Here is a 13,261-nt window from a genome sequence, read left to right on the forward strand (position 1 = left end):
TTTATGTTTGGTGGCGATAGCGAAGAGGTCACACCCGTTCCCATTCCGAACACGGCAGTTAAGCTCTTCAGCGCCGATGGTAGTTGGGGGTTTCCCCCTGTGAGAGTAGGACGCCGCCAAGCCATTTTAAAAGATCAGCCATCCGGCTGGTCTTTTTTCTTCGTTTAATACCAGATCAATACACCAAATGGATGTTGAAGGGATCAAAGGTGGAACCTTCCGGACTTGATCCATTCAAATATTAAGAATGGCACCTTAGCTTGGCTTATTTTAAGGAATTGAACAATGCAGGGGTAATCATCATTAGGCATGGTTTTCAACAGTTCTGCCCACCATTCTGTTTCATAACGAGCTATTATGCTAAGGTTATAAGAAATCAAATAATGGATCAAAAGTTCAGGTAATGAAAAAGCTGACGAATCTTTGTTTAGTGATAGCATGAACTGTCCTTCTGCTAAATTATACCGTATTGGGGACGTGGCATTATGATTGGGGACGCCATCTGTTTTAAAATGCAGTGTCCCAGGAGCTTCTGAAATACTGTAAACTTGATTCGTTTTTGCTTTCAAAAATTCTTCCAACCGACTGCTGGACATCTGATAGGTATCCAATACAGCTGAAGGTAATTGAAAGCCATTCAAAGATGGTAACATGGCGATGAAATTTTTCTTTGAAACCGACCATGTAAAGTTTTGCATATCTGGGATTTCCTTCATTAATGTTCCCATGGAAAACTTTTCACCTTCCAGATGCTTGATGTGAAATAACTTCTCGGCAATGCAGGTGAAAAGTCCATTCTTTTGCGTTTTCACTTCGTCCTTTAAAAATTCATATTGTTGTTTTTTCTTTTTTCTCGTTGTTACCCCATGGGCAAGCATCGAAGTTGATTCCGGATAGTTAGGATCAATCGTGAGCAGACAAGCCTTTAACAATTGTGCGAATCCATAAAATGTCAGTATTGGTTGTATGGAAAGTGGTGCAATGGCAGCCTGATTATAATAAGTTTTAGCATGTTCAAGATGGTAAATAAATGGATAACAATTATCGTAACTTTTTATTTCCGCTTCTGCTATTTTTTCGTGCGTGTAACATTTTTGTAAAAAAAGTTGTGAGGAAGATGCGGAAAAAAAAGGTGTATATTTATCGAAATTATCATTGTTTTCAGGCATTGCAGCTATCCTCCGAATTAATAGAATAATCAAACTTTTATTTCTCTTCTTGACAGTAGTATGTCCTATTGATAACCTACAAATAATATTTTTAAGCAGGAGGGGAAAATAATGTGGGAAAATAAATTTGCAAAAGAAGGTTTAACCTTTGATGATGTCCTATTAATTCCAGCGAAATCAGAGGTTTTGCCGAAAGATGTTAACCTTCAAGTCAACTTAGCTGAAAACTTAAGGCTCAACCTTCCTATCATCAGCGCAGGAATGGATACCGTGACGGAAGCTGAGATGGCAATTGCCATGGCTCGTCAAGGCGGATTGGGTATCATTCATAAAAATATGTCCATTGAAGCACAAGCTGAACTGGTGGATAAAGTAAAACGTTCAGAAAGCGGTGTAATTACCGATCCATTTTTCTTAACGCCGGATCACCAAGTATTCGATGCAGAGCATTTAATGGGTAAATATCGCATTTCAGGTGTTCCTGTAGTCAACAATATAGAGGATCAAAAGCTTGTGGGTATCATTACAAACCGTGATTTGCGATTTATTTCCGATTTTTCCTTGAAGATTTCCAGTGTCATGACTGTAGAGAATCTGGTCACAGCGCCAGTGGGAACTAACTTGGAACAAGCAGAGAAGATTCTTCAAAAATACAAAATTGAAAAGCTTCCCCTTGTGGACGATAATGGTGTCCTTAAAGGACTTATTACGATCAAGGATATCGAGAAAGTCATCGAGTTCCCGAATTCGGCGAAAGATAAGCAAGGAAGATTACTTGCAGGTGCTGCAGTCGGCGTGACCAAGGATACAATGAAGCGTGTCGAAATGCTGGTTAAATCCCATGTCGATGCAATTGTACTTGATACTGCTCACGGTCATTCAGAAGGCGTCCTTGAAATGGTGAAGGAAATCCGCGGGACATATCCTGAATTGACGATCATTGCCGGTAATGTGGCAACAGCCGAAGGTACGAAAGCATTGATCGAAGCTGGAGCTGATGTAGTGAAAGTGGGAATCGGACCTGGGTCAATCTGTACGACAAGGGTTGTAGCTGGTGTAGGTGTTCCGCAAATCACGGCAGTCTTCGATTGTGCGACAGAAGCAAGAAAACATGGTAAAACGATCATTGCTGATGGCGGAATCAAATACTCTGGTGATATCGTTAAAGCCCTAGCTGCAGGCGGACATGCAGTAATGCTTGGCAGTATGCTTGCCGGTGTAACTGAAAGCCCAGGCGAAACGGAAATTTTCCAAGGCCGCCGATTTAAAGTGTATCGGGGTATGGGCTCTGTTGCTGCAATGGAAAAGGGATCTAAAGATCGCTACTTCCAAGAAGATAACAAAAAATTCGTACCGGAAGGCATCGAAGGCCGCCTTCCATATAAAGGACCTTTATCAGATACCATTTTCCAGCTGATTGGCGGCATTCGTTCAGGTATGGGATATTGCGGTACAGCAACATTGGAAGAGTTGAGGGAAAACTCTCAATTTGTCAAAATGACTGGTGCCGGATTAAGGGAAAGCCATCCTCATGATGTCCAAATTACAAAAGAAGCACCGAACTACTCAATGTAATGAATTTAACATATAATCGTCATTAAAATTTATTGTTAAAATAGACAGAGTCTGCGATTACTCTGTCTATTTTTTTTATTTTTTCTGTGATAAACTAGACAAGGTGTCAAGGGAATTACATAAAGTTTCTTCTTTGTAATAGAGATTAGCTTAAAAGTTGGAGGTATTGGAAATTGAAAAAAATCAGCAAGATGACCCTCATTTTCACTTTTGTTTTTGTTCTTGTTATGTCGCAATTTGCCTATCAACCGGGGGAAGCTGTTGCTGAATCTGATAATTTAGGTTTAAAAGCAGAGGCAGCCATCATCATTGATGGTGAAACAGGACAAATCGTGTATGAAAAAAATGCCGATAAAGTATTAGGGATTGCATCCATGTCTAAAATGATGACAGAGTACATCATAATGGAGTCAATTGAAAATGGGAAAATCAGTTGGGATCAAAAAGTTAAAATAAATAAATACGTACATGACCTTTCAAAAGCACCCAATTTGTCGAATGTCGGGTTAACGGAAGGTGAAGATTATACAGTTAAGGAACTATATCAAGCTATGGCCGTCTATTCCGGAAATGCGGCAACAGTAGCTTTAGCACAGCTAGTTTCCGGAAGTGAAAAGAGCTTCGTTAAGTTAATGAACGAAAAAGCGAAGGAATTAGGCTTGAAAAACCATAAATTCGTTAATGCCAGCGGCTTGAATAACAGCGATTTATTAGGGCAATTTCCTTCAGGTGATGAAGATGATGAAAATATCATGACAGCAAAAGATACTGCACTTCTTGCTTATCGTTTAATAAATGATTATCCGGAAGTGTTGAAAATCGCCAGCATCCCTAAATTGAAGTTCCGTGATGGAAAAGAATATCCGAACTTCAACTGGATGCTGCCTGGACTGATATTTGAATATAAAGGCGTAGATGGACTAAAAACGGGATCTACTGACTTTGCCGGATATGGACACACAGGGACGGTTATCCAGGACGGTCAGCGCTATATCACGGTGGTCATGAAGTCCACTAATAAAAACGAACGTTTTGCGGATAGCACTAAGCTTATGAATTATGCTTATGCAACCTTTAAAAAGGACAAAGTCCTTCCTGCCAACTACCAGGTGAAAGGGAAAGAAACACTTTCAGTAGTGAAAGGCAAGGAAAAAGACGTTAAGATTCAATCTGAAAAAGCGATCGAGCTACTTGTTGAAAATGGTGAGAAAGACAACTATAAAACAGATTTAGTGATCGATAAAAACAAATTGAATGATGATGGTAAGCTGACTGCACCAATCAAAAAAGGTGAAAAGCTAGGTTATATCACAGTCACTCCTAAAAAAGGTGAAGATTACGGGTACATCAACGGAGATCAGGTTAAGGTTAACGTCGTAGCTGCTGAATCTGTAGAAAAGGCAAACTGGTTCGTACTATCAATGCGAGCGGTTGGCGGATTCTTTGGTGACGTATGGAGCAGTGTAGCTTCCACTGTTAAAGGCTGGTTTTAAGTTTCACGTATAAAACGGTTGCGTAATGTATAAAATTATAGTACATTATGGAAAACAATCTGATTATATAAGAAAGCAATGACAGGAAATAGTAACAAGTATTTCTTTCTATAGAGAGCCGATGGCTGGTGGAAATCGGTGTGAGAGTTTTGTGAATCCCTCCTGGAGCAGAGTATGGAAAGCCCTTTTGGGTCAGTAAGTACTTTCGGTTAAAAGCCGTTATCGTGATAAGTGGTAGGCGTTTTAGATGGGCCTTCAACTAGGGTGGCAACGCGGGTTAACTCTCGTCCCTTCTTCAGGGGACGGGAGTTTTTTGCGTTCTTTGATAAAACATAAAAATATTAAGGAGGAACTGAAAATGTTGGATTTGAAATATGTAAGAAATAATTTTGAAGAAGTGAAGCGTGTATTGCAATTTAGAGGAGAAGATTTGACCGATTTAGGTAAATTCGAGGAACTGGATGTAAAGCGTCGGGCTTTGATTGCTGAGACGGAAAAGTTGAAAAGCCAAAGAAATGAAGTTTCACAGCAAGTGGCCGTATTGAAACGGGAAAAAAAAGATGCAGATCAGCTGATTGCCCAAATGCGTGAAGTTGGTGACCGTATCAAAGGATTCGATGATGAACTTCGTGAAGTGGAAGCCCAGTTGGAAACATTACTTCTTTCCATTCCGAACATTCCGCATGAAAGTGTGCCTGTTGGTGAGACGGAAGACGATAATGTCGAAATCCGTAAATGGGGAGAATTACCGGAATTCAAGTTTGAACCGAAACCACACTGGGACGTAGCCGGAGATCTAGGCATCCTGGATTTTGAACGGGCAGCAAAAGTGACCGGAAGCCGATTTGTATTTTATAGGGGCCTTGGTGCTCGATTAGAACGTGCATTAATTAGCTTTATGTTAGACCTTCATGTTGAGGAACATGGATATGAAGAAATGCTGCCACCATATATGGTTAACCGAGCAAGCATGACTGGCACAGGTCAATTGCCAAAATTCGAAGAGGATGCTTTCCGTATTGAAAGTGATGATTACTTCTTGATTCCTACAGCTGAAGTCCCGGTGACAAACTTCCATCGTGATGAAATCATGAGCATTGACGATCTGCCGATAAGCTATGCGGCATACAGTGCTTCTTTCCGTTCAGAGGCAGGATCTGCAGGTCGTGATACACGCGGGTTAATTCGTCAGCACCAGTTCAATAAAGTTGAACTAGTGAAATTCGTGAAGCCGGAAGATTCTTATGCAGAGTTGGAAAATCTTACAGGGCATGCCGAAAAGGTCCTTCAATTGCTAGGTCTTCCATACCGAGTGCTAAGCATGTGTACGGGAGATCTTGGTTTCACAGCTGCTAAAAAGTATGATATCGAGGTTTGGATCCCGAGCTATGGAACTTACCGCGAAATTTCTTCTTGCAGTAACTTTGAAGCATTCCAGGCTAGACGGGCAAATATCCGCTTCAGACGTGATGCAAAAGGTAAACCGGAACACGTCCATACTCTAAATGGATCAGGTTTGGCGATCGGTCGTACAGTCGCAGCCCTTTTGGAAAATTATCAGCAGGAAGATGGCAGTGTTATCATTCCTGAAGTATTACGTCCATATATGCGCGGTGCGGAAGTCATAAAACCGTAATTCAAAAGGAATCAGCTTCCGTTTAAAGAGGCTGATTCTCCTTTTTATCTAAGTTTGAAAATTATTTTAAAAAACTTTATAGAGGGCTTGACTTTAATTTTAAATCCATGTAATATAATAAATGTTGATACGGAGGTATACCCAAGTTCGGCTGAAGGGATCGGTCTTGAAAACCGACAGGGGAGTCAAATCCCGCGGGGGTTCGAATCCCTCTACCTCCTCCATAACTTATTAATAACCACAGCGCATAAATTGGATATCGATGAATTCCGTTACAGATATGTAACGGAATTTTTGTTTTCTAATATATTAAAAAACCACCGGATAACCGGTGGTTTTTCTGTTTATACATTTCGCAGCAACTTGGTTTGCTCCATATATTCGGCAATCCGTTTTATAAGAGGTTCGATGCTTGCTTCATCCTGCATAAGGTCATATTCGTTTATATTTAATCGAAGGACAGGGCAGGCGTTGAATTGATCAATCCATTCTTCGTAACGGCCGTGCATTTCCTGCCAATATTCAATTGGGGTATGCTGTTCCATTGGACGGCCTCGCTCTTGGATCCGGTCTAGGATATCATCGAGTGAACCTTCGAGATAGATAAGTAAGTCAGGGTGCGGGAAGTATGGCGTCATTACCATGGCGTTGAAAAGGCTTGTATACGTTTCGTAGTCCACATCATTCATCGTGCCTTTTTCATAATGCATTTTTGCAAATATCCCGGTGTCTTCATAAATGGAACGGTCTTGGATAAAACCGCCGCCATATTCGAAGATTTTTTTTTGCTCTTTAAAACGTTCAGCGAGGAAATAAATTTGCAGGTGGAAACTCCAGCGATTAAAATCATCGTAAAACTTATCCAGGTAGGGGTTCGTATCAACCTTTTCAAATGATGTCCTGAATTGAAGGGCATCGGCTAACGCATTGGTCATGGTCGATTTTCCTACGCCAACCGTCCCTGCTATCGTAATGACGGCGTTGTTTGGAATATTATATTTCTTTCGTAAGTTCATTTGACTTTACTCCTTTGTGCAGGGCATTCTCTATTTGGCTGATTATCGTTTTCAAATCATCCTTGTTCCCGACAAAATCCAGCTCATCTCCGTTGAAAGTAAGAACAGGGATATCAGGGTGCTGTTTCTCAAATGTTTCCATGAATGTTCGATAATCCGCGGATAACTGCTCTAAATAAATGGAGGATATATTTTCTTCGAATTCACGACCTCTTTTACCGATTCGGGAGAGAAGAGTATCAAGACTTGCGTTTAAATAAATCACCATATTAGGTTTAGGCATATCCCGTGTTAAAATATTGAATATCTCAAGGTATTTATTGTATTGTTCGTTCTTTAACGTTCTTTCAGCAAATATCAAGTTCTTGAATATATGATAATCAGCCACCACGGCTTGGTCATTAGTAAGATACTTTTTTTCGATATCTTCCAATTGTTTATAACGGTTACACAGAAAAAACATTTCTGTTTGAAAGCTCCACTCATCAATATCTTTATAGAATTTCCCGAGAAATGGATTTTCATCGACAATTTCCCTTAATAATGAAATCTGAAAATGATCTGCGATAACTTTTGCAAGTGATGTTTTTCCCACGCCGATTGGACCTTCGACAGTGATAAATGGGGTGGATTTCATCCAATCTGTCCTCCTTCATGAGGTATCAAGCTGAAATTCCCGGTCATAGGATTTTCGCCAAGAGATATTGTATCACAGACTTGGGACTTTAGTGACATTTTTGTCAGGTTGATAAAGAAAGAGAATGAAAGAGTGTTATTGGGGGGGATGTAGGTTAGTGCCCTTGTTCGATTGAAGGCTTAAATGTCTTCACCTTCTTTTATGGATGCCTTGAGAACATGGTTCATCATCTTTAATGCGTAATGATTATCTTCCTTTGATGCAGAAGCGATGCAATCCTTCGGAATCCATAATTTATATTCCCGCATGTAGGCATCATTGGCTGTGAATAGGACGCAGATGTTTCCGGCTATTCCAGTAATGATCAATGTTTCCACGTTTAACCGTTTAAGCAGTGTATTGAGTGCCGTTCCATAAAATGCGGAATGCTTCGGCTTGATGAGAAAGAATTCGTCTTGTTGAGGTTTTATTCTTTCGATTAATGAGGCATTTCCTTCATTCTTACATCTGGCAATAATTTTATCGAAGTCAGCCTGCCATAAATCATAATGATCGTTGATATAAATGATTGGAAAACCCTTTTCTTTCATTTGCTTTTTCAATTTCAAAATCGGATCGACGATAGGCTTCGTATGTGCCAGGAGCATATTCCCGTATTTGAAATCAAAATCATTGATCATATCGATGATAAGCAATGCAAAAGAAGGCGTTTCAGGTCGATTCATGGTATATCCTCCTATATTGTGAGAATTTACTTGCAGCACGTATGCCGCATGCGTTACTATTCATTAGAACAAGTAGTATGACCTTTATTTTGTCTTATATTTGTCTGTTTACTCCTACTTAATATAAGGGGGTTTTTTTTTGAAGGATGATGTTTATTACATGAATTTAGCCATAATGGAAGCGAAAAAGGCGCAGATGTTGAATGAAGTGCCGATTGGCGCTTTAATCGTGATAGATGATCAAGTTATTTCGACGGGGCATAACCTGAGGGAAACGGAACAGAATGCGACGGCACATGCGGAGCTGCTTGCGATCAACGAGGCTTGCCGTGCTACTGGCAGTTGGCGTCTTGAAGATGCAACATTATATGTAACGCTGGAGCCTTGTCCCATGTGTGCTGGTGCCATCTTGCAATCAAGGGTAAAAAGGGTTGTTTTTGGAGCCCATGACCCAAAGGCTGGCTGTGCGGGGACATTCATGGATTTACTCCAAGATGAACGCTTCAACCATCAATGTGATGTAACAAGCGGTGTATTAGGGGAAGAGTGCGGCTGGATATTGACTTCTTTTTTTAAAGAGCTTAGGAATAGAAAGAAAATGTTGAAAAGAGATCAAGCACTCAAAATTGCCGAGGAAAATAAATAGGTGAAAAACGAATGTTGAAATGAGGCTTTGCTTCATTTGATAAATTTGGAATCAAACTGTCCATGAACAACACTTGCGTTTTTTTTGTTACCTTAGTATAATGAATTATGCGTCGACATGACGCTTTGAAATTGGTATTACTTTTGCCGTGCTAGACGGGGAGGTAGCGGTGCCCTGTACTCGCAATCCGCTCTAGCGAGGTTGAATCCCTTCTCGAGGTTAGCATTCTGTAGGGCCTGCCTTAAGTAAGTGGTGTTGACGCCCGGGTCCTGCGCAATGGGACTCCATGAACCATGTCAGGTCCGGAAGGAAGCAGCATTAAGTGGAAGTTCTCATGTGCCGCAGGGTTGCCTGGGCCGAGCTAACTGCTTAAGTAACGCTTATGGTTGCTAATCGACAGAAGGTGCACGGCAGTTATTTTACATAAACAAAAAACTCATTCGTTTCGGGTGGGTTTTTTTTTATGCCAAGAAGGTAAAGCGCTTGGCATTTTTGAAAAAAATGAGGCAATGATAGAATTTCTTTTTAGACTTTGATATAAAGGAAATCAGTAATGTATAATAAACAAGGTGGAGAAAAAAAGGAGGGATTTCCGTGGGGTATCAAGCATTATACCGGGTATGGCGGCCACAACAATTCATTGATGTAGTCGGGCAGGAACATGTAACGAAAACGTTGCAGAATGCCTTGGTCGGGCAGAAGGTTTCGCATGCCTACTTATTTTCCGGTCCGCGTGGAACAGGGAAAACAAGTGCCGCCAAAATTCTGGCAAAGGCAGTGAATTGTGAGCATGCCCCGACAAGTGAGCCCTGTAACGAATGTGCTACCTGCCGCGGAATCACCGATGGCTCCATATCAGATGTTATAGAAATTGATGCAGCATCCAATAATGGTGTCGAGGAAATCCGTGACATTCGTGATAAGGTCAAATATGCACCGAATGCGGTTACATATAAAGTTTATATCATTGATGAGGTACACATGCTATCACAAGGTGCTTTCAATGCACTTTTAAAGACATTGGAAGAACCCCCGAAGCACGTGATTTTTATATTGGCGACGACTGAACCTCATAAGATTCCGCTAACGATCATTTCCCGTTGCCAAAGGTTTGATTTTAAAAGGATCCAGCCCCAAGATATAGTTGGCAGGATGTCACAGATCATCGCAGAAACAGGTGTTTCATGTGATGAACAAGCCCTGCATATCATTGCGAGGGCAGCCGAAGGCGGGATGCGGGATGCACTAAGCCTTCTTGATCAAGCGATATCCTTCAGTTCAGATACGGTTTCTGTGGAAGATGCATTGACTGTCACCGGTTCTGTTTCGCAGGCGTTTTTAAGCCGGCTGGCAAAAGCTATATATGATAAAGAAGTAGCGGTGGCACTTGAAGTCCTTGAAGAATTGCTGGCCATGGGAAAAGACCCGGCTCGGTTCATTGAAGACATGATTTATTATTTCCGTGACATGCTTTTGTTTCAAACGGCACCGGCACTGGCAGAATCCTTCGAGCGTGTTTTGATAGATCCCCAATTTAAGGAATTGGCAGAAGTGATCTCTTCTGAATCGATTTACTCCATTATCGAAAGCTTCAATCAAACACAGCAGGATATGAAATGGACAAATCATCCAAGGATTTTCCTTGAAGTGGCACTTGTGAAATTATGTAATGAGCAAAGGCCAAATCAAAATGATAACGGGCAGCTACAGCAGCTACAGCAGCTGCAGCAGAAAATAGAAGATTTAGAGAAGAAATTGATTGAAATGCAGAAAAACGGCATTCCGGCAGCCATGACTGAAAAGCCTGCAGAGCAGGCTAAGGCGCAAAGGGCCGTTAAAAAGGCATATAAAGCACCTGCCGGAAAGATCAATCAAGTTTTGAAACAAGCTACAAAGCCAGGTCTTAATGCTGTGAAAAGTAAGTGGGGGGAAGTGCTTGAGCAGTTAGGACAGCAAAACCAAAAGTCATTGGCAGCTTTATTAACGGAGGCAGAACCTGTTGCTGCGTCAACTGAAGCTTTTGTGGTAAAATTCAAATATGATATTCATTGTCAAATGGCAATGGAAAATAACCGTTTCGTGGAAGTGATAGCCTCGATCATGCAGCAATTGACCGGACACCGAATGGAGATAGCTGGAGTTCCGGAGAGCCAGTGGCAAAGGTTGCGGGAGGACTTCATCTCAACACAGCAGTTCGACGGTCCCGAAGAAACGGAATCAAAAGAAGAAGACCCCTTTATAGCAGAGGCTAGGAAATTAGTCGGCGATGATTTACTTGAAATTAAAGAATAATTGGAGGTAAGAAAAATGGGTATGCGCGGCGGTAATATGCAGAACATGATGAAACAAATGCAAAAGATGCAAAAGAAGATGGCAGAGGCACAAGAAGAATTAGGTGAAAAAAAGGTTGAAGGAACTGCTGGCGGCGGAATGGTAACGGTCATCGTGACTGGACATAAAGAAATCGTCGATGTAATCATCAAACCGGAAGTTGTCGATCCGGATGATATCGATATGCTTCAGGATTTAGTTCTGGCTGCGACTAACGATGCTTTGAAAAAGGCGGAAGAACTGACAAACCAAACGATGGGACAATTCACTAAGGGAATGAACCTTCCGGGTATGTTTTAAGCAAGTTCAAAAGAAACTTCCTTTCAGGGGGTTTCTTTTGAAATTTTTAGGAGGAATTCGATGCATTATCCAGAACCAATTTCCAAGCTCATTGACAGTTTTATGAAATTGCCGGGGATTGGTCCTAAAACGGCTGCTCGATTAGCCTTTCATGTACTAAGCATGAAGGAAGATACTGTTTTGGATTTTGCAAAGGCACTTGTTAATGCTAAGCGGAATCTTATGTATTGCTCAGTCTGTGGTCATATTACAGATCAAGATCCCTGTTATATCTGCGAAGATCAAAAGAGGGACAGAAGTTTGATTTGTGTGGTTCAGGACCCTAAAGATGTAATAGCTATGGAAAAGATGAGAGAGTTCAATGGTTTATACCATGTACTGCATGGCAGTATTTCCCCGATGGACGGAATCGGTCCGGAAGATATAAATATTCCTGATTTATTAAAGCGCCTGCAAGATGAAACAGTGCTGGAGGTCATTTTGGCTACTAATCCTAACATTGAAGGTGAAGCGACAGCCATGTATATTTCGCGGTTGCTTAGACCTTCAGGAATCAAAGTGACCCGAATTGCCCACGGACTTCCTGTTGGCGGAGATTTGGAGTATGCGGATGAAGTGACGCTATCAAAAGCAATTGAAGGAAGAAGAGAAATATAAGGTAGCTGGGAGGACTTCACTTGTTCTTTCGTAAAAAAAAGAAACTTCGGAATGAATTCAATGATTCATTAATCGAAGAGCTTGAACAGTTGAAATGGAATTGGCATAATCAAAAATCATTACTTGAAAAAAGCGTTGATCCATCTGAGGAAGTAATCGCCCAAACGAGACTGGCGGAAGTGAAATATTTCTACTTATTCAGGGAAGTTAAAAGAAGGAATGTCCGCTTAAAAAGATGATAAGGAAATGGCTGTGAAGGATTTCGTATTCCTCATGGCCATTTTTTCAGTTCTTAATCCATCGTTCCCTTCATATAAGTGTAGTACAAGCTTGCGGGGAGGAATGAGTTTGGAACCAGTTGTCTTTGTTGCCGTAATTGGCGGCCTGATTTTAATGCTCCTTATTATCGGGGCGCCATTAAGACCCGTCCGGTTCATAGGGCAGGGGATTATAAAAATCATTATCGGTGCAGCATTTTTGTTCTTTTTGAATACACTTGGGAATCAAGCGGGCATTCATGTCCCTATCAACCCTGTTACCTCGGCAGTCGCCGGCTTGCTTGGAATACCGGGAGTTGCCGCTTTGGCAGCCATTGGCTATTGGATTATCTAAAGGAATTGCGTAGAAGTCATTCGTATGAAAACCTCATGGATATTTCCTTGGGGTTTTTATCATGTTATAGTTTTTTTTTAAAAAAACTAATTAAACCATTGACGATAACTCATCAACCTGATAATATATTAGGAGTCGCCAATAACGACATCGCAAATTGCTCAATCAAAAAAACAATTTAAAAAAGTTGTTGACATTAGATTGGGTAAGTGATAAGATAATAAAGTCGCTTACGAAGTAACGACGATAAATTGCTCTTTGAAAACTGAACAAAACAAAGCGCCAACGTTAAATTTTAAGTGAGCACACACTATCAAAAAAGCAAATGAGCAAGTCAAACATTTCTTCGGAGAGTTTGATCCTGGCTCAGGACGAACGCTGGCGGCGTGCCTAATACATGCAAGTCGAGCGAATCGATGGGAGCTTGCTCCCTGAGATTAGCGGCGGACGGGTGAGTAACACGT

At 41.1% G+C, this 13,261-nt stretch carries 13 protein-coding genes, 1 tRNA gene, 2 rRNA genes, 1 other RNA gene and 1 other annotated feature; of the genes, 13 read left to right on the forward strand and 4 right to left on the reverse strand.

Annotated elements, in window-relative coordinates; all coding sequences use genetic code 11:
- Positions 1-6 precede the first annotated feature (6 nt).
- Positions 7-122 (forward strand): 5S ribosomal RNA (rrf, locus tag LQ188_RS26370).
- 81 nt (positions 123-203) lie between these two features.
- On the opposite strand, the gene LQ188_RS26375 is transcribed toward rrf, so the two are convergent.
- Positions 204-1,169: a YaaC family protein gene (locus LQ188_RS26375; protein WP_230178922.1), complete on the reverse strand. Its 966-nt coding sequence runs from the start codon at positions 1,167-1,169 to the stop codon at positions 204-206.
- A gap of 111 nt (positions 1,170-1,280) precedes the next feature.
- Between LQ188_RS26375 and guaB the strand changes: the two genes are divergently transcribed.
- The 4 genes from guaB to LQ188_RS26395 all read left to right on the forward strand — a co-directional run bounded on the left by guaB (position 1,281) and on the right by LQ188_RS26395 (position 6,097).
- Positions 1,281-2,744 carry an IMP dehydrogenase gene (gene guaB / locus LQ188_RS26380; protein WP_101226085.1) on the forward strand — a complete coding sequence of 488 codons (1,464 nt, stop codon included), beginning with the start codon at positions 1,281-1,283 and terminating at the stop codon, positions 2,742-2,744.
- Positions 2,745-2,917: 173 nt separating this feature from the next.
- The gene (locus LQ188_RS26385) at positions 2,918-4,237 is read left to right on the forward strand and encodes a D-alanyl-D-alanine carboxypeptidase family protein (RefSeq protein WP_230178923.1); all 1,320 of its coding nucleotides are present in this window, start codon (positions 2,918-2,920) and stop codon (positions 4,235-4,237) included.
- 69 nt (positions 4,238-4,306) lie between these two features.
- Positions 4,307-4,532 (forward strand) — a binding site (T-box leader).
- Positions 4,533-4,595: 63 nt separating this feature from the next.
- Positions 4,596-5,873, forward strand: a complete 1,278-nt coding sequence (gene serS / locus LQ188_RS26390) for a serine--tRNA ligase (protein WP_230178930.1) — start codon at positions 4,596-4,598, stop codon at positions 5,871-5,873.
- Between the two features lie 131 nt (positions 5,874-6,004).
- A tRNA-Ser gene (locus tag LQ188_RS26395) sits at positions 6,005-6,097 on the forward strand.
- Between the two features lie 120 nt (positions 6,098-6,217).
- Here the strand turns inward: LQ188_RS26395 and LQ188_RS26400 are convergent.
- The 3 genes from LQ188_RS26400 to LQ188_RS26410 form a co-directional block, all read right to left on the reverse strand.
- On the reverse strand, positions 6,218-6,889 hold the full coding sequence (locus tag LQ188_RS26400) for a deoxynucleoside kinase (protein ID WP_076373259.1): 672 nt from the start codon (positions 6,887-6,889) through the stop codon (positions 6,218-6,220).
- On the reverse strand, positions 6,867-7,526 hold the full coding sequence (locus tag LQ188_RS26405) for a deoxynucleoside kinase (RefSeq protein ID WP_230178932.1): 660 nt from the start codon (positions 7,524-7,526) through the stop codon (positions 6,867-6,869). Before LQ188_RS26405 ends, LQ188_RS26400 begins: the two co-directional genes overlap by 23 nt.
- A gap of 179 nt (positions 7,527-7,705) precedes the next feature.
- Positions 7,706-8,251: an isochorismatase family cysteine hydrolase gene (locus LQ188_RS26410; protein WP_101226082.1), complete on the reverse strand. Its 546-nt coding sequence runs from the start codon at positions 8,249-8,251 to the stop codon at positions 7,706-7,708.
- Positions 8,252-8,390: 139 nt separating this feature from the next.
- Between LQ188_RS26410 and tadA the strand changes: the two genes are divergently transcribed.
- The 8 genes from tadA to LQ188_RS26450 form a co-directional block, all read left to right on the forward strand.
- Positions 8,391-8,897, forward strand: coding sequence for a tRNA adenosine(34) deaminase TadA (gene tadA, locus LQ188_RS26415; protein WP_101226081.1), 507 nt, complete (start codon positions 8,391-8,393; stop codon positions 8,895-8,897).
- Positions 8,898-9,043: 146 nt separating this feature from the next.
- Positions 9,044-9,308, forward strand: an RNA gene (gene ffs, locus LQ188_RS26420) — signal recognition particle sRNA large type.
- Positions 9,309-9,491: 183 nt separating this feature from the next.
- The gene (gene dnaX / locus LQ188_RS26425) at positions 9,492-11,189 is read left to right on the forward strand and encodes a DNA polymerase III subunit gamma/tau (protein WP_230178933.1); all 1,698 of its coding nucleotides are present in this window, start codon (positions 9,492-9,494) and stop codon (positions 11,187-11,189) included.
- A gap of 21 nt (positions 11,190-11,210) precedes the next feature.
- The gene (locus LQ188_RS26430) at positions 11,211-11,528 is read left to right on the forward strand and encodes a YbaB/EbfC family nucleoid-associated protein (protein WP_101226088.1); all 318 of its coding nucleotides are present in this window, start codon (positions 11,211-11,213) and stop codon (positions 11,526-11,528) included.
- Between the two features lie 60 nt (positions 11,529-11,588).
- Positions 11,589-12,185, forward strand: a complete 597-nt coding sequence (gene recR, locus LQ188_RS26435; RefSeq protein ID WP_034316264.1) for a recombination mediator RecR — start codon at positions 11,589-11,591, stop codon at positions 12,183-12,185.
- Positions 12,186-12,205: 20 nt separating this feature from the next.
- Complete coding sequence (locus LQ188_RS26440) at positions 12,206-12,424, forward strand: YaaL family protein (RefSeq protein ID WP_034316261.1); 219 nt, start codon at positions 12,206-12,208, stop codon at positions 12,422-12,424.
- A gap of 109 nt (positions 12,425-12,533) precedes the next feature.
- A complete protein-coding gene (locus LQ188_RS26445; RefSeq protein ID WP_101226087.1) occupies positions 12,534-12,797 on the forward strand; it encodes a pro-sigmaK processing inhibitor BofA family protein in 264 nt (87 codons plus the stop codon).
- A 343-nt stretch (positions 12,798-13,140) separates the two neighbouring features.
- Positions 13,141-13,261: ribosomal RNA gene (locus tag LQ188_RS26450) — 16S ribosomal RNA — on the forward strand; the annotation flags it as partial.

The organism is Peribacillus sp. Bi134 (genome assembly GCF_918698065.1).
Taxonomy (GTDB): Bacteria; Bacillota; Bacilli; order Bacillales; family DSM-1321; genus Peribacillus.

Coding starts and splice junctions, on each gene's coding strand:
- LQ188_RS26400 (WP_076373259.1), bottom strand. CDS start 6,889: ATGAACTTACGAAAGAAATATAATATTCCAAACAACGCCGTCATTACG.
- LQ188_RS26375 (WP_230178922.1), bottom strand. CDS start 1,169: ATGCCTGAAAACAATGATAATTTCGATAAATATACACCTTTTTTTTCC.
- LQ188_RS26405 (WP_230178932.1), bottom strand. CDS start 7,526: ATGAAATCCACCCCATTTATCACTGTCGAAGGTCCAATCGGCGTGGGA.
- recR (WP_034316264.1), top strand. CDS start 11,589: ATGCATTATCCAGAACCAATTTCCAAGCTCATTGACAGTTTTATGAAA.
- LQ188_RS26430 (WP_101226088.1), top strand. CDS start 11,211: ATGCGCGGCGGTAATATGCAGAACATGATGAAACAAATGCAAAAGATG.
- guaB (WP_101226085.1), top strand. CDS start 1,281: ATGTGGGAAAATAAATTTGCAAAAGAAGGTTTAACCTTTGATGATGTC.
- LQ188_RS26410 (WP_101226082.1), bottom strand. CDS start 8,251: ATGAATCGACCTGAAACGCCTTCTTTTGCATTGCTTATCATCGATATG.
- serS (WP_230178930.1), top strand. CDS start 4,596: ATGTTGGATTTGAAATATGTAAGAAATAATTTTGAAGAAGTGAAGCGT.